The 20,823-nt window shown below is 71.4% G+C and carries 20 protein-coding genes and 1 pseudogene; 11 read left to right on the top strand and 10 right to left on the bottom strand.

Annotated elements, in window-relative coordinates; genetic code table 11:
* Positions 1-60 precede the first annotated feature (60 nt).
* From ACGH7X_RS12860 to ACGH7X_RS12845, 4 genes are all read left to right on the top strand, one after another.
* Positions 61-1,176 (top strand): hypothetical protein, encoded by a 1,116-nt coding sequence (locus tag ACGH7X_RS12860; protein ID WP_399884801.1) that lies wholly within the window; start codon positions 61-63, stop codon positions 1,174-1,176.
* Positions 1,177-1,321: 145 nt separating this feature from the next.
* The gene (locus ACGH7X_RS12855) at positions 1,322-3,400 is read left to right on the top strand and encodes an MMPL family transporter (protein WP_399884799.1); all 2,079 of its coding nucleotides are present in this window, start codon (positions 1,322-1,324) and stop codon (positions 3,398-3,400) included.
* A 67-nt stretch (positions 3,401-3,467) separates the two neighbouring features.
* On the top strand, positions 3,468-4,724 hold the full coding sequence (locus ACGH7X_RS12850; protein ID WP_399884797.1) for a sensor histidine kinase: 1,257 nt from the start codon (positions 3,468-3,470) through the stop codon (positions 4,722-4,724).
* Positions 4,721-5,398 (top strand): response regulator, encoded by a 678-nt coding sequence (locus tag ACGH7X_RS12845; RefSeq protein ID WP_399884795.1) that lies wholly within the window; start codon positions 4,721-4,723, stop codon positions 5,396-5,398. The genes ACGH7X_RS12850 and ACGH7X_RS12845 overlap by 4 nt, the downstream gene beginning before the upstream one ends.
* Here the strand turns inward: ACGH7X_RS12845 and ACGH7X_RS12840 are convergent.
* The 4 genes and pseudogenes from ACGH7X_RS12840 to ACGH7X_RS12825 all read right to left on the bottom strand — a co-directional run bounded on the left by ACGH7X_RS12840 (position 5,386) and on the right by ACGH7X_RS12825 (position 9,327).
* Positions 5,386-6,876 (bottom strand): alpha/beta hydrolase, encoded by a 1,491-nt coding sequence (locus ACGH7X_RS12840; RefSeq protein ID WP_399884793.1) that lies wholly within the window; start codon positions 6,874-6,876, stop codon positions 5,386-5,388. The genes ACGH7X_RS12845 and ACGH7X_RS12840 overlap by 13 nt on opposite strands.
* Positions 6,877-6,979: 103 nt before the next feature.
* Complete coding sequence (locus ACGH7X_RS12835; RefSeq protein ID WP_399884791.1) at positions 6,980-7,459, bottom strand: cupin domain-containing protein; 480 nt, start codon at positions 7,457-7,459, stop codon at positions 6,980-6,982.
* Positions 7,460-8,418: 959 nt separating this feature from the next.
* Positions 8,419-8,652 (bottom strand): DUF397 domain-containing protein, encoded by a 234-nt coding sequence (locus ACGH7X_RS12830; RefSeq protein ID WP_399884789.1) that lies wholly within the window; start codon positions 8,650-8,652, stop codon positions 8,419-8,421.
* Positions 8,634-9,327, bottom strand: a pseudogene (locus ACGH7X_RS12825) (Scr1 family TA system antitoxin-like transcriptional regulator). Before ACGH7X_RS12825 ends, ACGH7X_RS12830 begins: the two are co-directional and overlap by 19 nt.
* 114 nt (positions 9,328-9,441) lie before the next feature.
* On the opposite strand from ACGH7X_RS12825, the gene ACGH7X_RS12820 reads away from it, so the two are divergent.
* The 4 genes from ACGH7X_RS12820 to ACGH7X_RS12805 are packed head-to-tail and all read left to right on the top strand — an operon-like array spanning position 9,442 to position 11,498.
* On the top strand, positions 9,442-9,648 hold the full coding sequence (locus ACGH7X_RS12820; protein ID WP_229892006.1) for a hypothetical protein: 207 nt from the start codon (positions 9,442-9,444) through the stop codon (positions 9,646-9,648).
* Positions 9,645-9,866, top strand: coding sequence for a hypothetical protein (locus tag ACGH7X_RS12815; RefSeq protein ID WP_399884787.1), 222 nt, complete (start codon positions 9,645-9,647; stop codon positions 9,864-9,866). Before ACGH7X_RS12820 ends, ACGH7X_RS12815 begins: the two co-directional genes overlap by 4 nt.
* Before the next feature lie 22 nt (positions 9,867-9,888).
* Complete coding sequence (gene recO, locus ACGH7X_RS12810) at positions 9,889-10,638, top strand: DNA repair protein RecO (RefSeq protein WP_399884785.1); 750 nt, start codon at positions 9,889-9,891, stop codon at positions 10,636-10,638.
* Positions 10,639-10,667: 29 nt separating this feature from the next.
* Entirely contained in the window at positions 10,668-11,498 is an 831-nt protein-coding gene (locus ACGH7X_RS12805; RefSeq protein WP_399884783.1) for an isoprenyl transferase, read from the top strand.
* Positions 11,499-11,575: 77 nt separating this feature from the next.
* Here ACGH7X_RS12805 and ACGH7X_RS12800 read toward each other — a convergent pair whose 3' ends face one another.
* The 4 genes from ACGH7X_RS12800 to ACGH7X_RS12785 form a co-directional block, all read right to left on the bottom strand.
* Positions 11,576-11,995 (bottom strand): Fur family transcriptional regulator, encoded by a 420-nt coding sequence (locus ACGH7X_RS12800; protein WP_399884781.1) that lies wholly within the window; start codon positions 11,993-11,995, stop codon positions 11,576-11,578.
* Between the two features lie 62 nt (positions 11,996-12,057).
* Positions 12,058-12,960, bottom strand: coding sequence for a metal ABC transporter permease (locus tag ACGH7X_RS12795; RefSeq protein ID WP_399884778.1), 903 nt, complete (start codon positions 12,958-12,960; stop codon positions 12,058-12,060).
* 13 nt (positions 12,961-12,973) lie between these two features.
* A complete protein-coding gene (locus tag ACGH7X_RS12790; protein WP_399884776.1) occupies positions 12,974-13,747 on the bottom strand; it encodes a metal ABC transporter ATP-binding protein in 774 nt (257 codons plus the stop codon).
* A gap of 23 nt (positions 13,748-13,770) precedes the next feature.
* Positions 13,771-14,754: a metal ABC transporter substrate-binding protein gene (locus ACGH7X_RS12785; RefSeq protein ID WP_399884774.1), complete on the bottom strand. Its 984-nt coding sequence runs from the start codon at positions 14,752-14,754 to the stop codon at positions 13,771-13,773.
* A 160-nt stretch (positions 14,755-14,914) separates the two neighbouring features.
* Between ACGH7X_RS12785 and ACGH7X_RS12780 the strand changes: the two genes are divergently transcribed.
* On the top strand, positions 14,915-16,297 hold the full coding sequence (locus ACGH7X_RS12780; RefSeq protein WP_399884772.1) for a glycine--tRNA ligase: 1,383 nt from the start codon (positions 14,915-14,917) through the stop codon (positions 16,295-16,297).
* Between the two features lie 103 nt (positions 16,298-16,400).
* Here the strand turns inward: ACGH7X_RS12780 and ACGH7X_RS12775 are convergent, their stop codons facing one another.
* Both ACGH7X_RS12775 and ACGH7X_RS12770 read right to left on the bottom strand, forming a co-directional pair.
* Positions 16,401-17,474, bottom strand: a complete 1,074-nt coding sequence (locus ACGH7X_RS12775; RefSeq protein WP_399884770.1) for a chitinase — start codon at positions 17,472-17,474, stop codon at positions 16,401-16,403.
* Positions 17,475-17,584: 110 nt separating this feature from the next.
* Positions 17,585-19,015, bottom strand: coding sequence for an MFS transporter (locus tag ACGH7X_RS12770; protein WP_399884768.1), 1,431 nt, complete (start codon positions 19,013-19,015; stop codon positions 17,585-17,587).
* A 101-nt stretch (positions 19,016-19,116) separates the two neighbouring features.
* On the opposite strand from ACGH7X_RS12770, the gene ACGH7X_RS12765 reads away from it, so the two are divergent.
* Positions 19,117-20,022, top strand: coding sequence for a helix-turn-helix domain-containing protein (locus tag ACGH7X_RS12765; RefSeq protein ID WP_399884766.1), 906 nt, complete (start codon positions 19,117-19,119; stop codon positions 20,020-20,022).
* 86 nt (positions 20,023-20,108) lie between these two features.
* A complete protein-coding gene (locus ACGH7X_RS12760; RefSeq protein ID WP_399884764.1) occupies positions 20,109-20,822 on the top strand; it encodes a hypothetical protein in 714 nt (237 codons plus the stop codon).
* Position 20,823: the final 1 nt, after the last annotated feature.

Here is a 20,823-nt window from a genome sequence, read left to right as displayed (position 1 = left end):
ACCCGCACGCACATCCCCGCACCCCTATCCGACGCGTATCCCAACGGGGGGAGAAGCGAGATGAGCACGGCACAGTCACCCCGCCCCGACGACACGGCCCGCACGGCCAACCCGATCGACCCGAGGGGGGAGTCCCCCTGGGCGCGCATGCTGCTGGTCGCCCTCGTCGTCGGCGCCCTCTTCTGGAGCGTCACGGCACTACTCAGTCCGGACGACGGCACACTGCGGCAGTTCGTGTCCGCGGTGCTCTGCGCCGGCGCGGCGGCAGCCGTCCAGTACGTCCTCGGACTGGCCCCGCGGCCGGGACCGCAGCGCCTGGACGAGCACACCCGGCGGGTGGAAAGCGCCCTGGCCGAGAACACCGCCGCCCTGCGCGACGGCCTGCGCCGCTACGACGACGAGCTGAAGACCGGCCTGACCCGGCACACCGAGGACGTCAAGCAGCTGGTCGAGACCCATGTCACCCAGGTCGACCACCGCTCCGCCGAGCCCGGGCGCCCGCTGGACCCGGTGCGCGTCGACAGCGTGCCCGACCTGGCCAAGGGCTTCGCCGACGTCCTGCTGCCCAGCCCCTCCATCCTCCACACCTTCGTCCACCTGGAGATGTCCCGGGTGGTCAGCCACATGGCGGACCTCACCAACCTGAGCGCCGAATGCCCCGGCGAGAACCACGACTGGATGCTCACCCTCACCCGCGCCGCCGAGCAGTCCATCCTCGCCACCAGCACCTCCGTCGACCGGGAGTTCTGGAACAGCGAGCCCGCCGGGCGTTACCTCGACGCCCAGCAGGCGGCCATCGACGAACAGGGCGTCGCGGTGCGCCGCCTGTTCCTGCTGGAGAGCGCCCGCGAACTCGACGACCGGCTGCTGCGGCTGTGCGAGGAGCAGGAACTGCGCCGCATCGACGTACGCGTGGCGGTCCTGCCCGAACTGCCCCCGCACCTCCAGCGCGGCACCACCAACGACTTCATCCTCTACGACGAGGAGGTGTCGTTCGAGATCGAGCAGGACCTGCGCGACGTCAACGTCAGGACCCGGCTCACCGCGCGCCAGGACTACGTACGGGACCGGCTCAAGCGCTTCAAGGAACTCTGGGACGCGGGCATGGGCCTGCGCGAACTCGAGGTGCGCGTCGACGACGAGGAGGACGGCAACTGGATGGTCGACCGGGCCTGAGGGCCACTACTCCCCGGGGAGTATCGAGGGCCGCGCGTCACCCGGGGCAGTAGCCGCCAACTCGCCCTCGCGCCTGACGTGTCGGAAGCCCGCCGGCGGAAGTCTGGGAACCGAACCAGACATCCACCGGAGGGAGGCCCGTCAGATGGGGGCCGTAAGAACAAGCGGGGGACGACGGCGGGCCGTGCCCTGGCTGGTGCTCGGACTGTGGATCGCGGTCCTGGCGATCGCCTCGCCGTTCGCGTCGAAACTCGGGGACGTGCAGCGCGACCGGGCCGTCGACTACCTGCCGGCGAGCGCCGACTCGACGCAGGTCGCCAAGATCCAGGAACGGCTGCCCGGCGGCGAGGCCACCGAGATGGTCCTCGTCTACCACCGCGACGCCGGACTGACCGCCGCCGACAAGGCCACCGCCGCCGAGCAGGTCGCCGAGATCGCCGGCGCCCACGAACTGACCGGCCGCCCGGCGGGCATCCCGTCCAAGGACGGCACCACCCTCATGTACCCGGTCGCCTCCACCGAGCCCGGCACGGACGAGAAGGCCCGCGACGCACTCGTCAACGACGTACGGGACGTCGCCCGCGGCGGCGACGGACTGAGCGTCGAGGTCGGTGGCTCGGGCGCGCTCGCCACCGACGCCTCCGAGGTCTACAACTCCCTCGACGGCCCCCTGCTCTACACCACCGCCGCAGTGGTCGCCCTCCTCCTGATCCTCATCTACCGCAGCCCCTTCCTGTGGCTCGTCCCGCTCGCCGTCGCCGGAATCGCCGACTACCTCTCCATGGGCGTCGCCTACGGCCTCAACCAGTGGTTCGGCACCGCCGTCTCCGGCCAGAGCAGCGGCATCATGACCATCCTCGTCTTCGGCGTCGGCACCGACTACGCGCTGCTCCTGGTCGCCCGCTACCGCGAGGAACTGCGCCGCATCGAGCGGCCGTACGACGCCATGCTCGCCGCCCTGCGCGGCTGCGGCCCCGCCGTGCTCGCCTCCTCCGGCACCGTCGCCGCCGGACTGCTGTGCCTGCTCGCCGCCGACCTCAACTCCAGCCGCGGCATGGGCCCGCTCGGCACCGTCGGCGTGCTCTGCGCGCTGGCCGCCATGCTGACCCTGCTGCCCGCGCTCCTGGTCCTGCTCGGCCGCCGCGTCTTCTGGCCCCTGGTCCCGCGCTACGGCAGCACCCCCAAGGCCCGCAGGTCGCTGTTCGCCGCGATGGGCAGCTCCGCCGAACGCCGGCCCCGCACCGTCCTGGTGGGCGGCGCCGTCCTGCTCGGCGCGCTGGCGCTCGGCGCGTTCGCCCTGCCCGGCAACCTCAAGCAGGAGGACTCCTTCACCACCCGGCCCGACGCGATCGCCGCGATGGAGACCCTCGCCGACGCCTACCCGGAGCGCGGCACCCAGCCCATCACCGTCATCGCCCCCACCGACCGCGCCGACGCCGCCCTCGCCGAGATCCGCGACACCCGCGGCGTCGAAAGTGCCGGGATGGGCCGCAGCGGCGGCGGCTGGACCGAGCTGACCGTACTGGCCTCGGCCCCGCCCCAGTCGGCCGCCGAGACCGCCACCCTCCAGGACCTGCGCGACAAGCTCGACGGCTCCTACGTCGGCGGCCCCAGCGCCCAGCAGATCGACCTCGAGGACACCAACGCACGGGACACCGTGATCGTCGTACCGATCGTGCTGCTGTCGGTCCTGCTGATCCTCACGGTGCTGCTGCGCTCCCTGGTCGCGCCGCTCATCCTGGTCGCCGCGGTCGTCGCCGTGTGGGGCGCGGCCCTCGGCATCGGCGGACTCGTCTTCGAGCCCCTCTTCGGCTTCGAGGGCACCGACCCGGGCCTCGGGCTGCTCTCCTTCGTCTTCCTGGTCGCCCTCGGCGTCGACTACGGCATCTTCCTGATGCACCGCATGCGCGAGGAATCCCTGAACGGCGCCGAACCCACGCAGGCGGCCCTGGTCGCGCTGCGCACCACCGGCGGCGTCATCGCCTCCGCCGGGCTGGTCCTCGCGGCCACCTTCGCGGTGCTCACCAGCATGCCGATGGTGCAGCTGGTCGAGCTGGGCTTCGTCATCGCGGTCGGCGTCCTGCTCGACACCTTCCTCGTCCGCACCTACCTCGTCACCAGCGCCAGCGTCGCCCTGCGCCGCCGGGTGTGGTGGCCGGGCAGGCTCTCCCGGGCGCCCGAGAGGCCGGCACCGGCCGGGGAGCGGGAGCCCGTCGGTGTCTGAGACGTCCGGCGACCGGAGTGCGCCCCTCCCCTCCCGGAGGGGCGCACCCGTCGCGGAGGATGGACGCGTGCACGCAACCACTCCGGCAGCGCCCCGGCCCCGCGTCGGCGAGCGGGTCATCGCCGTCATCAACGGCGACCCGCTCGCCGCCCCGCACCGCACCCGCAACGACGCGGTACTCGCCGGGGTCCTCCTCACCGCGGCGGTCTGCATCGGGCTGCTCACCGACGAGGGCCGCCGCCCGGACGCGGCGGGCTGGGCGCTGCTGGTCGCCGCGCACGTGCCGCTGGTGGGCCGCAGGCACCGGCCCCTGCTGACGCTCTGCCTGGTGGCCGCGCCGGTCGCCGCCTTCCACGGCCTCGACTACAACCACTCCGCGCCCGTGCCCGCGACCTTGGTGGCCCTCTACACCGTCGCCACGACCGGCACCGTGCGCCGCACCCTGGGCATCGGCTCCGTCGTCATCGGCCTGGGGCTGACCATGAACGCCCTCACCAATCCCGACGGCATGGCGGAACTGCTCCGGATCACCGGCTGGGTCGTCGCCGTCCTGTTCTGCGGCATCGACGTCCGCTACTACCGCCACTACGTCGCCTCCATCGTCGAACGCGCCGAGCGCGCCGAACGCACCCGGGAGGAGGAGGCCAGACGCCGCGTCGCCGAGGAACGCCTGCGCGTCGCCCGGGACCTGCACGACCTGCTCGCGCACAGCATCACCCTCATCGGCGTGCAGACCTCCGTCGCCGCCCACGTCCTGACCGCCGACCCCGAACGCCTGGACCGGGCCGCCGTCGCCAAGGCCCTCGACGACATCGCCGAGACCTGCCGCACCGCGCGCGGTGAACTGCGCACCACGCTGGAAGTCCTCAGGGAGCAGGACGCGTCCGAGGCCCGCGGCCCGCTGCCCGGACTGCGCGGCCTGCCCGACCTGGCGGAGACCGCCCGCGCCGCCGGGGCGAGCGTGCAGCTGTCGGTACGCGCCGGCGAACTCCCGCCCGCGATCGGCGCCGCCGTCTACCGCATCGTGCAGGAAGCGCTGACCAACGCCGTACGCCACGCGGGCCCCGAACCGTCCGTCCGCGTCGAGGTGCACGCCGAGCCGGGCGCCCTGCGCCTGTCCGTCACCGACGACGGCACCGGTCCCGACCCGGCCGGCACCCCCGGCTTCGGCCTGGTCGGCATGCGGGAGCGGGCCCGCAGCGTGGGTGGCACACTCGACGCCGGACCGCTGGAGGGCGGCGCCGGGGGCGGCTTCGAGGTGACGGCCGTACTGCCGACGCCTGCCACGCCCCGAACGCCCCTGACCTCGGAGAGAGCCGGATGACGATACGTGTGCTGCTGGCGGACGACCAGAACCTCGTCCGTGCGGCGTTCGCCCTGCTGGTGGCGTCGGCCCCCGACATGGAGGTCGTCGGCGAGGCCGGCACCGGCCGCCAGGCCGTGGAGCTGGCCCGCAGCGAACGCGCCGACCTCGTCGTCATGGACGTGCGCATGCCCGACCTGGACGGCATCGAGGCGACCCGGCTCATCGCCGCCGACGCGGACCTCGCGGGCGTACGGGTGCTGGTCCTCACCACCTACGACACCGACGAGAACATCGTCGAGGCCCTCCGTGCGGGCGCCTCCGGCTTCCTGGTCAAGGACACGAGGCCCGCCGAACTCCTGGACGCCATCCGCACGGTGACGGCGGGCGACGCCCTCCTCTCACCCGGCCCGACGGCCCGCCTGATCGAACGGTTCCTGCGCAGCCCCTCGACCCCGGTGGCGGGCGAGGCCGGCCCCGACTGCCTGTCCGACCGCGAACGCCAGGTGCTCAGCCTGGTCGCCCGCGGCCTGAACAACACGGAGATCGCCGAATCCCTCGGCCTGAGCCCCCTGACCGCGAAGACCCACGTCAGCCGGATCATGGGCAAGCTGGAGGCGCGGGACCGGGCGCAACTGGTCATCGTGGCCTACGAGTCGGGGCTGGTGACGCCGGGCGCCGGTCAGCGGCAGTAGACGTCCGCGGCGGGGCGCTGCCCGGTCGCCAGGAAACGGGAGACCGTGGCGTCCCCGCAGGCGTTGCCGTTGGCCAGGTAGGCGTCGTGGCCGGTGGAGTCCACGGTGACCAGGACCGCGCGCCGGCCGAGTGCCTCGCGCATCTTCAGGGCGCCGCTGAGCGGGGTGTTGACGTCCCGCTCGTTCTGCACGAGCAGAATGTTGGACGGTCCCCGGCCGGTGATCCGCACCGGCGCCTCACGCGGCGGGTACGGCCAGGCCGCGCAGAGCATCGCGTTGCGGGGCATCCCGGCGGTGAGCGGGTACTTGGCGCGGCTCTCGGTGACGTCCTTTTGGTACACGGCGGCCGACTTCGGCCAGGCGACGTCGTTGCACAGGACGCCGGCGCCGACCGCGGTGACGTTCTGCAGCACGGCCTCGGGCGGTCCCGCGGGCGCGGGCGGCACGGTGCCCTGCTCGGCAGCCCGCATCAGCTTGGCGAGCGTGGGATAGCGGCTGGGGGAGGAGAAGCTGTCCAGCATGGTCTGGCGCAGCACGCTGCCGTTCAGCTCCTCCGGGTTGGCACCCGGCCACGGGATCGGCTCGCGGTCGAGCCGGGCGGCGAGCCGCAGGAACATCGGCCGCACGTCCAAGGCCCTGCGCGCCACGCGGTCGGGGTTGCCGGGCTTGGAGGCCCAGGCCGCGAAGTGCGGGAAGGTGTCCTCCACGCCCCGCTCGTGCGCGGCGAGCCAGGCGCGGTTGACGCGGGTGGGGTCGGGGTTGTCGTTGCTGTCCAGCACGATCCGGTCGGTGCGCTGCGGGAAGAGCTGCGCGTACACCGAGCCGACGTACGTCCCGTACGAGACGCCCCACGCGGAGATCTTCCGCTCGCCGAGCGCGGCGCGGAGGAGGTCGATGTCGCGGGCCTCGTTGGCGGTGCCGAGGTGCCGGATCAGCTCGCCGCCGTTGCGGGCGCAGGCGTCGGCCATGCGCTGTGCGGTGTCCATGTTCCCGGCCACCGAGCCGTCGGGGGCGGGCCAGGGACGCAGCCGGGAGGTGGCGAGATCGCCGTGCTCCAGCCCGCAGTCGACGGACGTGGACGGCGCGAGGCCGCGCGGCGCGAACCCGATGAGGTCGTAGGCGTCACGGACGTTCTGGGGCAGCTTCTGCCCCTTTCCCGACGGGTCGTTGAGACTGGAGCCGCCCGGCCCGCCCGCGATGAGCAGGAGCGCTCCGCGGCGGGCGGCCGGATTCTCGCTCGGGATGCGCGAGACGGCGATGTCGATGCGGGGACCGTCCGGATCGGCGTGGTCCATGGGGACCCGGAGGGTGGCGCACTGCTGACGGGGGTCGATACCGGCGCCCTCGCAGGCGGTCCAGGCAAGGGGCTCGGACGGGCCCGCCGTGGCGGAGGCGGTCACGGGTGCGGTGATGCCGAGGAGGGCCGTGGACACGCCGACGATGGCGGCGTTGCGGATGGTTCGCGTGCGCTGCGTCATGCGACGAGCCTCGCGGATGTCCAGGGCCCTCCCCATCCGGGGAACAACCCGAAACCCAGGGGGGATTACCCCAGTGCGGGCCTCGGGGGTTCTCCCGGACCCGTCAGACGAAGAAGCTGTCGTGCTTCACCTGGAACTCCCGCAGTTCCTCGCCGCCACGCTGCGCGAACTCGGAGACGCGCTCGAAGTACTCCTCGCGCGGAGCGCCCGGGGAGAAGAGCATCAGCATGGACAGGGGGTCGTCGCTGTCGTTCTTGAAGGCGTGCAGTCCGCCGACCGGGACGTACAGGAAGTCGCCCTGGCGGCCGGTGACCCAGCGCTCGCCGTTGTACAGCTCCACCTCTCCCGACAGGACGTAGAACGACTCGGAGATGCCCCGGTGGAAGTGCGTCTTGGCGCCGGGCGCCCTGGGCCCCATGTCCACCTTGTATAGCCCGAACTCACCGCCTGTGGAGGCGTGGCTCGCGAGGTAGTGGGTGGTCGTGCCGCCGGGGGAGACGATGTCGGGCGGAGTGTCGGCCGCCCTGAACACGGCGTTGATCTCGCCCTTCTCGCCGAGGTAGCGCGGCTCCGGGTACGACATGGTGTGCCCCCTTCTTCGTAAGTCTGAGAGGCAACTCTGACTGACCGCAGGCGTTTTGGTCATCGTTCGAAAGATCGAGAGGGACGGGGACGTGAGTCGTAGGTCGGAGTACCGCGTGTTGGAGGAGTGGCTGTGGGGCCGCCCGCTTCTTGGTCAGTGTCGTGCTTCCACGACCCGCGTCAAGGGCGCTCCGCTGTCGCTGCGCGTCGCCTTCGGCGATGACCCTTCGGGTCACCCTTGACCCGGCTCGCTCCAGCACGGGCGAGAAGCGTGCGGGCGGCCGGGGGAGCGTGGGTGTCCCGGGTGGGCCGGTCCCTTGGGCGGGTTGGCCAGTGGGCGGGGTGAGGGCGCGTCGGCGCCTCGCCAGCACGCCGCCACGGCTCAGCGGCTTCCGGCCGGAGGGTGGTGCGGGGCGCCCTCGCGCCTCGCCTGCACGCCGGGTCGGCTTAGCGGCGAACGGTGGGTCGGTGGTGCGGGGCACGCGTGGGCGCCTCGCCTGCACGCCGGGCTGGCTTACGGCTGACGGCCGGTGGGTGGTGGCTGACGGCCGGTGGGTGGTGGATGGCGAGCGGTGGGTGGGGGCCCATGTCGAAAGTCGCGAACAAATCGGCGGATTTGTTCGCCGTTTTCGGAGGGTGGTCTGGGGTGGGGAGGGTGGGGGCGGTGATTGGACGGTGTGTCCCGGGTGTGTGGGGCGAATGGGCAGGTGGGGTGGGGGAGGGAGTGGGACGGAGTGTCCGATCGTCTCCCCCTCCGGGCGAAAGCCGCTGAGACGGCCCGGCGTGCATGCGAGGCGCGAGCGCGCCCCTTACGCCCGGGACCGGGCGGCCGACGGAAGGGACCGGCGTGCCTCGGCCACCCGTCTTTCCGGGCCGCTCGCTCGCTTCTCCCTCGTGCTGGAGCGAGCCGAGTCAAGGGTGGCCCGCAGGGCCATCGCCGAAGGCGACGCGCAGCGCCCTTTACTCGGGTCGCGGAGGCACGACACTGGCAAGGAAGCGGGCGGCCCCCACGGTCCGTATGAACTCCGTCCAGGCCACCGACCCGACGACGACCACCGGGCCACCGGTCACCTTGCTGTCCCGGACGGGTACGACCCCGGTGACTCCCTCGGCGACCTCGACGCAGTCGCCTCCCTCGCCGTTGCTGTGGCTGCTCTTGCGCCAGCGTGCGTGGTTCAGGTCGTACTCGCGCATCGTCTGAAGTCCTCCGCCGCCGATTCGATCAGGGCCAGGGACGCCTCCGGCGACAGCGCGGCGACCCTGAGCAGATCGTATGCGCGCTGCGCCCGCTTCACCACGGCCGGGTCGTCGACCAGCGTTCCCGAAAACGACGTCTCTGTATAGGCGACCTGAGGCGCGTCCTCGAACTCCATCAGCTTCAGGGCCCCGTTCATGACCGCATGCGCCCCCGCCCCGTACGACAGCACGGTCACCACCGCTGCGCGCTCCCGCATCAGCCGTACCACGTGCTCCAGCTGGGCCGCCGTCGCCTGTGCGCCGCCCACCGGAATCCGCAGCGCGTTCTCGTGCAACGTCACCCAATACTCGGGCCGTGTAGCGTCGTCCAGGACCTGCGACCGCTCCAGGCGAGCCGTGACGATCTCGTCGAAAGTAATCCGCATACCTCGGATCATCAATCAGCTTCCGGCACAGCCGATCGAAAATACCGTCGGTTTGTAGCGCCTCGTCGATCCTCTGGGCCACATCCAGCTGCGGCTTCCGAATTGCCTGTTCGAACTGACCGATGTAGCCCCCGGAAACGAATACCCGTGCACCCAGCTCGACTTGGGTGATTCCCGCGTCCTCTCGCCGACGTTTCAGTTCTGTTCCGAAGAACTCCCACGCGGCTTGCCGTGAACCATTGGCCATAACCAACCCCCCTGCACTGACCCCTACTTGTAGTGCACATACTCCTGCCGAGTGTAGACGCGGCGCGGCATTCTGGGGACACGAAGAGTGAAACCGTAAAGCGAGGGGAAAGCGGTGGAGGCACGACACTCGGCGCTCTGCGTCGAAGGAGCGGAGGACACGGTGAAAGAATTGCGCGCGGCGCTCGCGGAGGCAGGAATTACTCTTCCCTCTCTCGGGCTCGACCCGGTGAGTCTTGCGCGGGAGGCACCCTGTCCACTCGTCGAATTGGGCCGGTGTTCCGTGGAGACCGCGCAGCGACTCGCGGCGGCGCTGCGATGATGACGACGCCGCCCGTCGGGGCCCACGCGGTGGACACCCGCAGCGGCCGGGTCGGGATCGTCATGGGGTACGAGGGGCCGTACGTGCAGATGCGGCCGTACGGCGGGGGCCGGGAGTGGGACGCCGCGCCGGGTGACGTACGCCACGCCACCCCGTCCGAGCGGCTCAGCGCGGCGATGGCGTACACCAACGCGCGAAGCCGGGGCGAGGTGCCTTGAAGCATGCGCGAGAATGGTCGGCATGAGTCTGTTCCGCGACGACGGCATCGTGCTGCGCACCCAGAAGCTGGGTGAGGCGGACCGGATCATCACGTTGCTCACGCGCGGTCACGGACGCGTACGCGCCGTGGCGCGCGGGGTGCGGCGGACGAAGTCGAAGTTCGGGGCGCGGCTGGAGCCGTTCTCGCACGTGGACGTGCAGTTCTTCTCGAAGGGCAGTGAGCTGGTCGGGCGCGGGCTGCCGCTGTGCACGCAGAGCGAGACGATCGCGCCGTACGGCGGCGGGATCGTCACCGACTACGCGCGGTACACCTCGGGGACCGCCATGCTGGAGACGGCGGAGCGGTTCACCGACCACGAGGGCGAGCCGGCGGTGCAGCAGTACCTGCTGCTCGTGGGCGCGCTGCGGACCCTCGCCCGGGGCGAGCACGCGCCGAACCTCGTTCTCGACGCGTTCCTGCTGCGCTCGCTGGCCGTGAACGGGTACGCCCCGACCTTCGGGGACTGCGCGAAGTGCGGCATGCCCGGTCCGAACCGGTTCTTCTCGGTCGGCTCGGGCGGCTCCGTCTGCGGCGACTGCCGGGTGCCCGGCAGCGTCGTACCCTCGCCGCAGGCCCTGGAACTGCTCGGGGCGCTGCTCACGGGAGACTGGGGCACGGCGGACACGTGCGAGCCGCGGTACGTGCGGGAGGGGAGCGGACTGGTGTCCGCGTACCTGCACTGGCACCTGGAGCGCGGCCTGCGCTCCCTGCGGTACGTCGAGAAGTCCTAGAAAGAACAGTACGAGGAGACGAGAGACACATGGCTGTACGCGGGATTCTGGGGCGGCAGCGCCGGGAGTACAGGACGCCGGAGCAGCACCCGTCCGGCGCGCGGCCTCCGAGGCTCGGCGAGCTGGTTCCGGAGCATGTGGCGATCGTCATGGACGGCAACGGGCGCTGGGCCAAGGAACGCGGGCTGCCGCGCACCGAGGGGCACAAGGTCGGCGCCGAGCAGGTCATGGACGTCTTGCAGGGCGCGATCGAGATGGGCGTCGGGAACATCTCGCTGTACGCCTTCTCCACCGAGAACTGGAAGCGCTCGCCGGACGAGGTGCGCTTCCTGATGAACTTCAACCGCGACTTCATCCGCAAGTCCCGTGACACCCTCGACGAGCTGGGGGTGCGGGTGCGCTGGGCGGGCCGGATGCCCAGGCTCTGGAAGTCGGTGGCCAAGGAGCTCCAGGTCGCGCAGGAGCAGACCAAGGACAACGACAGGCTCACGCTGTACTTCTGCATGAACTACGGCGGGCGCGCCGAGATCGCCGACGCGGCGCAGGCCCTCGCGGAGGATGTCCGGGCCGGGAAGCTCGATCCGTCGAAGGTGAACGAGAAGACCCTCGCCAAGTACCTGTACTACCCGGACATGCCGGACGTGGACCTGTTCCTGCGGCCGAGCGGCGAGCAGCGGACGTCCAACTACCTGCTCTGGCAGAGCGCGTACGCCGAGATGGTCTTCCAGGACGTCCTGTGGCCCGACTTCGACCGGCGCGACCTGTGGCGAGCCTGCCTGGAGTTCGCCTCCCGCGACCGCCGCTTCGGCGGCGCCATCCCCAACGAGGAGCTGCTGGCCATGGAAGGCCGCACCGAATAATTCAGCCCGTCCGGCGTTTGAGGACGAGGCCGTTCAGGCCGACAAGGGGGCCCGGGGCGCAGCCCCGGCCCAGCCGCTCAACCGCCGGAGGCACCCGCGCAGTCGGCGCAGGTGCCGAAGATCTCCACCGTGTGCGCGACGTTGACGTAGCCGTGCTCGGCGGCGATGGCCTCGGCCCACTTCTCCACCGCGGGGCCCTCGACCTCGACGGCCTTGCCGCAGGCGCGGCAGACCAGGTGGTGGTGATGGTCGCCGGTGGAGCAGCGGCGGTAGACGGACTCGCCGTCGGCGGTGCGCAGGACGTCGACCTCGCCGGCGTCGGCGAGGGACTGCAGGGTGCGGTAGACGGTGGTGAGCCCGACCGAGTCGCCCTTGTGCTTGAGTACGTCGTGGAGTTCCTGAGCGCTGCGGAACTCCTCGACCTCCTGGAGGGCCGCCGACACGGCGGCGCGCTGCCGGGTGCTGCGGCCCTTCACGGGCGGTCCAGCGGTCGTCACTGGATTCCTCCTCACGTCTCGGCGGCTTGCCGGGCCATTGTGCCAGCCCGGTTCGCCCGCGGTCAGACGCCGACCTCGTCGGTGGCCCCCCGGGTGGCCGGAATCTTGCACTCCGCCGGATCCGCGGCGGGCTGCGCCGCGGTGAGTGCCCGCGCGCGTCGTCGGGCGAGCGGTGCCGCAAGCGCGGTCAGCAGGACGAACGCGCCGATGGTGAGCAGCACGATCGTCGCGCCGGGCGGCACGTCCTGGTAGTACGACGTCACCGTGCCGCCGATCGTCACGGTCACGCCGAGCGCGACGGCGATCGCGAAGGTGGCCGCGAAGCTGCGGGTGAGCTGCTGCGCGGCGGCCACCGGGACCACCATCAGCGCGGAGACCAGCAGCAGCCCGACGACGCGCATCGCGACGGTGACCGTGACCGCCGCCGTGACGGCCGTCAGCAGGTTCAGCGCGCGTACCGGCAGGCCGGTGACCCGGGCGAACTCCTCGTCCTGGCTGACGGCGAACAGCTGGCGGCGCAGGCCGAGGGTGACGAGGACCACGAAGGCGGCCAGCACGCAGATCGCGGTGACGTCGGACTCGCTCACCGTCGACAGGGAGCCGAAGAGGTACGAGGTCAGGTTGGCGCTGGAGCCGGTCGGCGCGAGGTTGATGAACATCACGCCGCCGGCCATGCCGCCGTAGAAGAGCATGGCGAGGGCGATGTCGCCGCGGGTCTTGCCGTACCAGCGGATCAGCTCCATGAGGACCGCGCCGAGGACGGAGATCAGGGTCGCCATCCACACCGGGGACCAGGAGAGCAGGAAGCCGAGGCCGACGCCGGTCATCGCCACGTGGCCGATGCCGTCGCCCATGAGGGCCTGGCGGCGCTGGACCAGGTAGATGCCGACGGCGGGGGCGGTGATGCCGACCAGGACGGCCGCCAGCAGGGCCCGCTGCATGAAGGCGTAGTTCAGGATTTCCACAGTCGTCGCCTTCTCAGCTCAGCAGGCCGGTGCGGATCGGTTCGGCGCCGGCCGGTGCGTGCGGGTGCACGTGGTCGTGGCCGGGCAGCGCGTGCTGGCCCACCGCCTTCGGGGGCGGGCCGTCGTGCAGGACGCAGCCGTCACGCAGGACCACGGCCCGGTCGATCAACGGCTCCAGGGGGCCCAGCTCGTGCAGGACGAGGAGGACCGTGACGCCGGCCTCGACCTGCTTGCGCAGCGTCTCGGCCAGCACCTCCTGGCTGGCCAGGTCGACGCCCGCCATCGGCTCGTCCATGATCAGCAGTTCGGGTTCGGCGGCGAGCGCGCGGGCGATCAGCACCCGCTGGTGCTGGCCGCCGGAGAGGGCGTCCACGGAGTCCTTGGCCCGGTCCGCCATGCGGACCAGCTCGAGGGCCCGGCGCACGGCCTCGTGGTCGGCCTTGCGCAGGATGCCGAAGCGGGCCCTGGACAGGCGCCCGGAGGAGACGACCTCGGTCACCGTGGCGGGGACGCCGCCCGCGGCCGTGGTGCGCTGCGGGACGTAGCCCACGCGCGCCCAGTCGCGGAAGCGGCGCCGCGGGGTGCCGAACAGCTCGATCTCCCCGGCCGTGACCGGCACCTGGCCGATGACCGAGCGCACGGCCGTGGACTTGCCCGAGCCGTTGGCGCCGAGCAGCGCGACGACCTCGCCGCGGCGCACGGTGAGGTCGATGCCGCGCAGGACGGGGCGTGAGCCGAGTTCGGCGCGGACGCCGCGCAGCGAGATGATGTTGACGGGCTCGCTCATGCCGCCGCCCTCCGGTGGGTTGATCACTTGGCTCCCAGGGCCGTCTGCAGGGCCTTGAGGTTGGCTTCCATGACCTGGAAGTAGTCGTCGCCGCGGGACTTGTCGGTGATGCCCTCGATCGGGTCGAGGACGTCCGTCTTGAGGTTCGCGTCCTTGGCGACCGTCTTCGCGGTCTTGTCGCTGACGAGCGTCTCGTAGAAGACCGTGGAGACGCCGTCGGCCTTGGCCATCTTCTCAAGCTCCTTGACCCGCGCCGCGCTGGGCTCCGACTCGGGGCTGAGGCCGCTGATGGCCTCCTCGGTCAGGCCGTAGCGCTCGGCGAGGTAGCCGAAGGCCGCGTGGGTGGTGATGAACACCTTGGTCTTCGTGTCCTTCAGACCGGTCTCGAACTTCGTGTTCAGGCCGCCGAGCTTCTCGACCAGGGCCGCGGTGTTCTTCTTGTAGTCGGCGGCGTGGTCGGGGTCGGCCTTCTCGAAGGCCTTGCCGACGCCCTCGGCGACCTCGGCGTACTTGACCGGGTCGAGCCAGATGTGGGGGTCCTTGCCGCCCTCCTCGCCGTGGTCGTGGCCGTGCTCGTCCTCGGCGTGCTCGTCTTCGTGCTCGGCCGCGTGGCCGCCGACCTCGGAGCTGTGCTCCTCGAGGGTGGTCAGCGTGGCCGCGTCGATCTTCGTCTTGGCGCCGGACTGGGCGATGGCCTCGTCGGCGGAGGGCTGGAGGCCCTTGAGGAAGAGAGCGGCGTCGGTCTCCTCGAGCTGCGCGCGCTGCTTGGCGCTGATCTCCAGGTCGTGCGGCTCCTGGCCGGGCTCGGTCAGACTGGTGACGCTGACGTGGTCGCCGCCGATCTGCTCGGCGAGGTAGGCCATGGGATAGAACGACGCGACGACGTCGAACTTGTCGGTGTTGCCCGCCGCAGCGCTGTCGCTGGAGCAGGCCGAGAGGGTCCCGAGGCCGAGAGTGGCGGCCGCGGTGACTGCTATGCCGGATATGTGGCGTCGTCGTACGTTCATGACACTCATTTTCAACAAATATGGAAACCGTTGTCAACAAGCGGGCGATTCCGCAGCTCGGAGGCCCCGATTTGGCCGAGGGGCGGCCCACGCCGGTAACCTGAAGCATTCTCTGGAAGCATCTCGCTTCGTCGCCCGTCGTCGTAATGAAGAGAGCACCGTGGCCGCCGACAAGATCGACACCATCGTCAGCCTGAGCAAGCGCCGTGGCTTCGTATTCCCGTGCAGTGAGATCTACGGCGGTCAGCGCGCCGCCTGGGACTACGGTCCGCTGGGTGTCGAGCTCAAGGAGAACCTCAAGCGCCAGTGGTGGCGCTACATGGTCACCTCGCGCGAGGACGTCGTCGGTCTCGACTCCTCCGTGATCCTGGCCCCCGAGGTCTGGGTGGCCTCCGGTCACGTCGCCACCTTCACGGACCCGCTGACCGAGTGCACCTCCTGCCACAAGCGGTTCCGCGCGGACCACCTGGAGGAGGCGTACGAGGAGAAGAAGGGCAAGGCTCCGGAGAACGGCCTCGCCGACCTGAACTGCCCCAACTGCGGCAACAAGGGCACCTTCACCGAGCCCAAGCAGTTCTCCGGCCTGCTCTCCACCCACCTCGGCCCGACCCAGGACAGCGGCTCCGTCGCCTACCTGCGGCCCGAGACCGCCCAGGGCATCTTCACCAACTTCGCCCAGGTGCAGACCACCTCGCGCCGCAAGCCCCCGTTCGGCATCGCCCAGATGGGCAAGTCCTTCCGCAACGAGATCACGCCCGGCAACTTCATCTTCCGCACCCGCGAGTTCGAGCAGATGGAGATGGAGTTCTTCGTCAAGCCGGGCGAGGACGAGAAGTGGCAGGAGTACTGGATGGAGCAGCGCTGGAACTGGTACACGGGCCTTGGTCTCCGCGAGGAGAACATGCGCTGGTACGAGCACCCGGCCGAGAAGCTCTCCCACTACTCCAAGCGCACCGCGGACATCGAGTACCGCTTCTCCTTCGGCGGCAGCGAGTGGGGCGAGCTGGAGGGTGTCGCCAACCGGACGGACTACGACCTCTCCTCGCACGCCAAGGCCTCGGGCCAGGACCTCTCCTACTACGACCAGGAGGCCGGCGAGCGCTGGACGCCGTACGTCATCGAGCCGGCGGCCGGTGTCGGGCGGGCGATGCTCGCCTTCCTGCTCGACGCGTACATCGAGGACGAGGCGCCGAACGCCAAGGGCAAGCTGGAGAAGCGCACCGTGCTGCGGCTCGACCCGCGGCTGTCCCCGGTGAAGGTCGCCGTGCTGCCGCTGTCCCGCAACCCGGAGCTGTCGCCGAAGGCGAAGGGGCTCGCGCAGGCGCTGCGGCAGAACTGGAACATCGAGTTCGACGACGCGGGCGCGATCGGGCGGCGGTACCGGCGTCAGGACGAGATCGGGACGCCGTTCTGTGTGACGGTGGACTTCGACACGCTCGACGACAACGCGGTGACCGTCCGCGAGCGGGACACGATGAAGCAGGAGCGTGTGTCGCTGGACCAGATCGAGGGGTACCTCGCGTCTCGGCTGGTTGGCTGCTGAACGTCCGGTCCGCTGAGGTACCAGGGGGCTCCGCCCCCGGGACCCCCGGGCCTATGCCCACCCGCCACCCGACTCGGTCGGCTGGAGGGTGGGCGTTTTCGCGTCAGCGGTTCTGCAGGGACTTCACGTTGTCGCCGAAGGTCCAGTTCTTCGAGCCGTCCCAGTTGAGGGACCAGGTCATCAGGCCCTTGAGGGAGCCGTTGTAGTGGTTCCAGGCCTCGGAGACCAGGGACGGTGACATGTGGCCGCCGCCCGCGCCGGGCTGGGCGGGCAGGCCCGGAACCTGCTTGTCGTAGGGGACGCGGATCGTCGTGCCCTGGATGACCAGGCCCTTGTCCAGGCAGTCGGTCTGGGCGGTGAAGCCCTGGACCGTGCCGGCCGAGTAGGAGTCGCCGGAGCAGCCGTACATGCTGCCGTTGTAGTACTGCATGTTCAGCCACCACAGGCGGCCGTTGTCGGCGTACTTCTTGATGACCGGCAGGTACGCGCCCCAGATCGAGCCGTAGGTGACGCTGCCGCCGGTGACGTAGGCGGTCTCCGGGGCCATCGTGAGGCCGAAGCCGGCCGGCATGCGGGCGAGGACGCCGTCGATGATGCGGATCAGGTTGGCCTGGGACGTGGAGAGTTGGCCGATGTCGCCGCTGCCGGTCAGGCCGGTCTCGATGTCGATGTCGATCCCGTCGAAGTTGTACTCCTTGAGGATCGGCACGATCGTGTCGACGAAACGGTCCGCCACGGCGGTCGAGTTGAGGTCGATGCCGGCCGTCGCACCGCCGATGGAGAGCAGGATCGTCTGCCCGGACGCCTTGGCCGCGCACATCTCCGCGGGCGTCGCCACCTTCACGCCCGCGTCCATGCCGTCCTCCCACAGGGCCGTTCCGTCGGAACGGATGACCGGGAAGGCCGCGTTGAGCACGTTGTAGCCGTGGGCGGCGATCTGGGGGTCGGTGACCGGGGTCCAGCCGAAGGGCGGGTGGACGCCGTTGGCGGCGCCGTCCCAGTTCTCCCAGTAGCCCTGGAGGACCTTGCCCGCGGGCTTCGACTTCACGGCGCAGGTGTCCGCGGCGGGGGCGGGTGCGGCGCCTGTGGGGGCGGCGGACGCGGTGGCGACCCCCAGGGGGGTCAGGACGGTGGCCGCGAGTGCGGCGGCCAGTAGACGGACCTTGCGGCGGATCATGCCGGGCCTCCCGGTGGGGGTGCGGTGAGGTGTCGTAGGCATGACAGTGATGTGGTCCAGACCTTTCGTCAAGAGGTCTGGACCAGAAACGGTGCGTTCCTCGGCGCGGCTCAGTCGATCGTCCGCGGCAGGCGCAGGCCCAGCAGACCGGTCAGCACCACCAGCGCCACCTGGACCAGCAGCGTTGCCACCAGGGCGTCCCGCATGCCCATGCCCGGGGTCAGCGACAGGAACAGGGTGCCCAGGGTGGCCACGCCCAGGGCCAGCGAGGCCTGCTGAGTGGTGGTCATGACACCGGCGCCGACGCCCGCCCGCGCGGCCGGGACCTCCGAGAGGACGACCCGCACGGTGACGGGGAGCTGGAGCGCCTGGCCCGCACCGGCGACCGCCGCACCCGGCAGGAGTTCGACGATGCCGAGGTCGGGCCAGGAGCGCCAGGCGGCCAGCGCGATCAGGCCCAGGCCCAGCGCGTGGAGCACGGCGCCCGTCGGCACGACGCGCGTGCCGTAGCGGGCGACCAGCCTGGGGCCGGCCAGCGAGAAGAGGAAGAACACCACCGCGAGCGGTGCCAGGGCCAGGCCCGCGGCCACCGGGCCCCGGCCCGCGCCCTGCTGCAGGGCCACCGCGATGACGAACATGAAGCCGCTGAACCCGATCGAGAACGGCACCAGCAGCAGCAGGCCGCGCCGCAGCGGGACGATCGCGAACAGGCTCGGCGGGATCAGGGGCGTACGGCCCGCGCGGTCCGCGCCGCGCTCCACCGCGTAGAACGCCGCCGCCACGAACGGGAACGCCGCCAGCGACAGCCACGTCCACAGCGGCCAGCCCGCCGCGCGGCCCTCGGTGAGCGGGACCAGCAGGGTGAGGATCGAGGCGGCCAGCAGGAAGGTGCCGGGGACGTCCACCGGCTCGGGGCGCGCGGAGCGGGTCTCCGGGACCGCGCGGGCGGCCAGGAACAGGCCCACCAGGACGACCGGGACGTTGACCAGGAACACGGAGCGCCAGCCGGTGCCCGCGATGTCGGCGGCCACGAGGACGCCGCCCAGGATCTGCCCGGCCACCATCGACAGGCCGGCCGTCGCCCCGTACAGGCCCATGGCCTTCGCGCGCCGGGGACCGGTCGTGGTCGCCTGGATCGTCGCCAGCACCTGCGGCAGCATCGCGGCGGCCGAGGCACCCTGCGCCACCCGCGCCGCCACCAGCGTCCAGGCGTCCGGCGCGAGACCGCAGGCCAGGGAGGTCAGCCCGAAGGCCGCCATGCCGCCCAGGAACAGCCGGCGCCGGCCGAACAGGTCGCCGAGCCGGCCGCCGAGGACCAGCAGGACGGCGTACGCCACCCCGTACCCGGCGACGACCAGTTCCAGGACCGCCTCGCCCGCGGACAGGTCCGCGCCGATGGTGGGCAGGGCGACGTTGACGATGAAGAAGTCGATGAGCGGGAGTGCCGCGGCCAGCAGCACCGTGAAGAGTCCGAGACCGCCGAGCGCGGGTGGCGCTCCGGTGGCCGGACGGACGGATCGTGAAGTGATGGTTTCGGTCACGTGGTCGAGCCTGCGACCCTTTCCAGGGTGGTACCAGAGTCTTCTTGTCCTGGTAGAAGGAGTACCTGGCAACAGGATCCGGAACGCGGCACTCTGGAGGCATGACGACGACGACGGGTCAGGAGACGGCCGCGCAGTCCCCGCCCCGGGACGCCGGCTCGGAGATCCGGCGGCACGAACTCGCCGCCTTCCTGCGCAGCCGCCGCGAGCGCATCGCCCCCGAGCGGGTCGGACTGCCCCGCGGGCGCCGGCGCCGGACACCGGGGCTGCGTCGCGAGGAGGTCGCCCAGCTCTCGGCCGTCGGCGTCACCTGGTACACCTGGCTGGAGCAGGCCCGGGACATCCAGGTCTCCGTGCAGGTCCTCGACGCCCTCGCCCGCGCGCTGCTGCTCGACCCCTCCGAGCGCGCCCACCTCTTCCAGCTCGCGGGGACCGTCGACCCGACGCCCGCGAGGATCTGCCCGGCGATCACACCGGCGGTGCGCGCCCTGCTGGAGCAGTTCGAGCCGTACCCCGCCTGCGTGCAGAACAGCCGGTACGACATCCTCGCCCACAACCGCACGTACGGGCTGCTGCTGTGCGACCTGGAGGCGGTGCCGCCCGAGGACCGCAACTGCATGATCCTGTCCTTCACCGACCCGGACTGGCGGTCGTCGATCACCAATCTGGAGGAGACCCAGCGGCTGATGGCCGCCCGTTTCCGCGCGACGATGGCCGGTCATCTCGCCGAGCCCGCCTGGAAGGTGCTGCTCAAACGGCTGCGCACCCAGTCGCCCGACTTCCGCGAGGTCTGGGAACGCCACGAGGTCGTCGCCCACCGCAGCAAGCGCAAGGAGTTCATCAACCGGTACGTCGGCCGCATCCGCGTCGACCACACCGACCTGTGGCTCGGACCGGAACCCGGCGCCCGGATGGTGACCTACGCACCCGCCGACGAGGTCTCCCGGGAACGCCTGGAGAAGCTGCACGCGATCGCCCTGGAGCGCCGGCCGACGCCGCCCGGGTGAGCGCCCGAGGTGCGGGAACCCGGAGAAATGCGGAAGGTGATGTTCCCAGGGTTTCCACAGCACGGACAGGGCGAGGACGAACAGTCATGGCTGAGCAGAAGTCGGCGCGGACACTCCCGATGCCGTTGCACGCGGCCGCTTCGGTGGTGCGGAAGGTGCCGGGCGCCGGGACGGTCGGCAGGGCCGCCGAGGGCGCGCTGGACAGGATCGGGGCCGTCTCACCGCGCGGGCGGCGGGTGATCGTCTACACGGGGGCCGGGGTGCTGGGCGTCGCCGGACTGGTGGAGTGGCCGGTGGCCGCCACCGGGGCGGCGGTGGCCTGGTTGACCCAGCAGCGTGGACAGGGCAGGAACGGGAGCGCGGCGACGGGCGAGGGCGCGGGGGCGGTGCGGGGCGCCGCCGACACGAAGCCCGCCCGGGCACAGGCCCGGAAGACCACCGCGCGCAAGACCACAGCCAGGAAGACCACAGCCAGGAAGACCACTGCCCGGACGCCCGCGGCGAAGACGGCCGCGACGAAGACGGCTGCGGCCAGGACCCCTGCGACGAAGACGGCGAAGACGGCGAAGGCCGCCAAGACCGCCAAGACCGCCAAGACGGCTGCGGGGAAGAGGACCACCGCCACCAAGGCCACCGCCGCGAAGAAGTCCCCCGCGAAGAAGACCGCGTCCCCCACTCGGGCCAAGAGCCAGTCGGGAACCAAGGCGTCGTCGAGCCGGCCCTCCACCTCGACCTCGGGCGGCGGCCGCAGCCGGAGCCGCAAGACGGGCTCCGCGTCGCGCACCCGCACGTCCGGCTGAG

Origin of the sequence: Streptomyces sp. BBFR51 (genome assembly GCF_044591655.1) — a bacterium.
Classification (GTDB): domain Bacteria; phylum Actinomycetota; class Actinomycetes; order Streptomycetales; family Streptomycetaceae; genus Streptomyces.
Note: the sequence above shows the minus strand (reverse complement) of the source record. Positions and strands in the feature narration are given on the sequence as shown.

Coding starts and splice junctions, on each gene's coding strand:
- ACGH7X_RS12860 (WP_399884801.1), top strand. CDS start 61: ATGAGCACGGCACAGTCACCCCGCCCCGACGACACGGCCCGCACGGCC.
- ACGH7X_RS12855 (WP_399884799.1), top strand. CDS start 1,322: ATGGGGGCCGTAAGAACAAGCGGGGGACGACGGCGGGCCGTGCCCTGG.
- ACGH7X_RS12845 (WP_399884795.1), top strand. CDS start 4,721: ATGACGATACGTGTGCTGCTGGCGGACGACCAGAACCTCGTCCGTGCG.
- ACGH7X_RS12840 (WP_399884793.1), bottom strand. CDS start 6,876: ATGACGCAGCGCACGCGAACCATCCGCAACGCCGCCATCGTCGGCGTG.
- ACGH7X_RS12835 (WP_399884791.1), bottom strand. CDS start 7,459: ATGTCGTACCCGGAGCCGCGCTACCTCGGCGAGAAGGGCGAGATCAAC.
- ACGH7X_RS12830 (WP_399884789.1), bottom strand. CDS start 8,652: ATGCGCGAGTACGACCTGAACCACGCACGCTGGCGCAAGAGCAGCCAC.
- ACGH7X_RS12815 (WP_399884787.1), top strand. CDS start 9,645: ATGATGACGACGCCGCCCGTCGGGGCCCACGCGGTGGACACCCGCAGC.
- recO (WP_399884785.1), top strand. CDS start 9,889: ATGAGTCTGTTCCGCGACGACGGCATCGTGCTGCGCACCCAGAAGCTG.
- ACGH7X_RS12805 (WP_399884783.1), top strand. CDS start 10,668: ATGGCTGTACGCGGGATTCTGGGGCGGCAGCGCCGGGAGTACAGGACG.
- ACGH7X_RS12790 (WP_399884776.1), bottom strand. CDS start 13,747: ATGAGCGAGCCCGTCAACATCATCTCGCTGCGCGGCGTCCGCGCCGAA.
- ACGH7X_RS12785 (WP_399884774.1), bottom strand. CDS start 14,754: ATGAACGTACGACGACGCCACATATCCGGCATAGCAGTCACCGCGGCC.
- ACGH7X_RS12775 (WP_399884770.1), bottom strand. CDS start 17,474: ATGATCCGCCGCAAGGTCCGTCTACTGGCCGCCGCACTCGCGGCCACC.
- ACGH7X_RS12765 (WP_399884766.1), top strand. CDS start 19,117: ATGACGACGACGACGGGTCAGGAGACGGCCGCGCAGTCCCCGCCCCGG.
- ACGH7X_RS12760 (WP_399884764.1), top strand. CDS start 20,109: ATGGCTGAGCAGAAGTCGGCGCGGACACTCCCGATGCCGTTGCACGCG.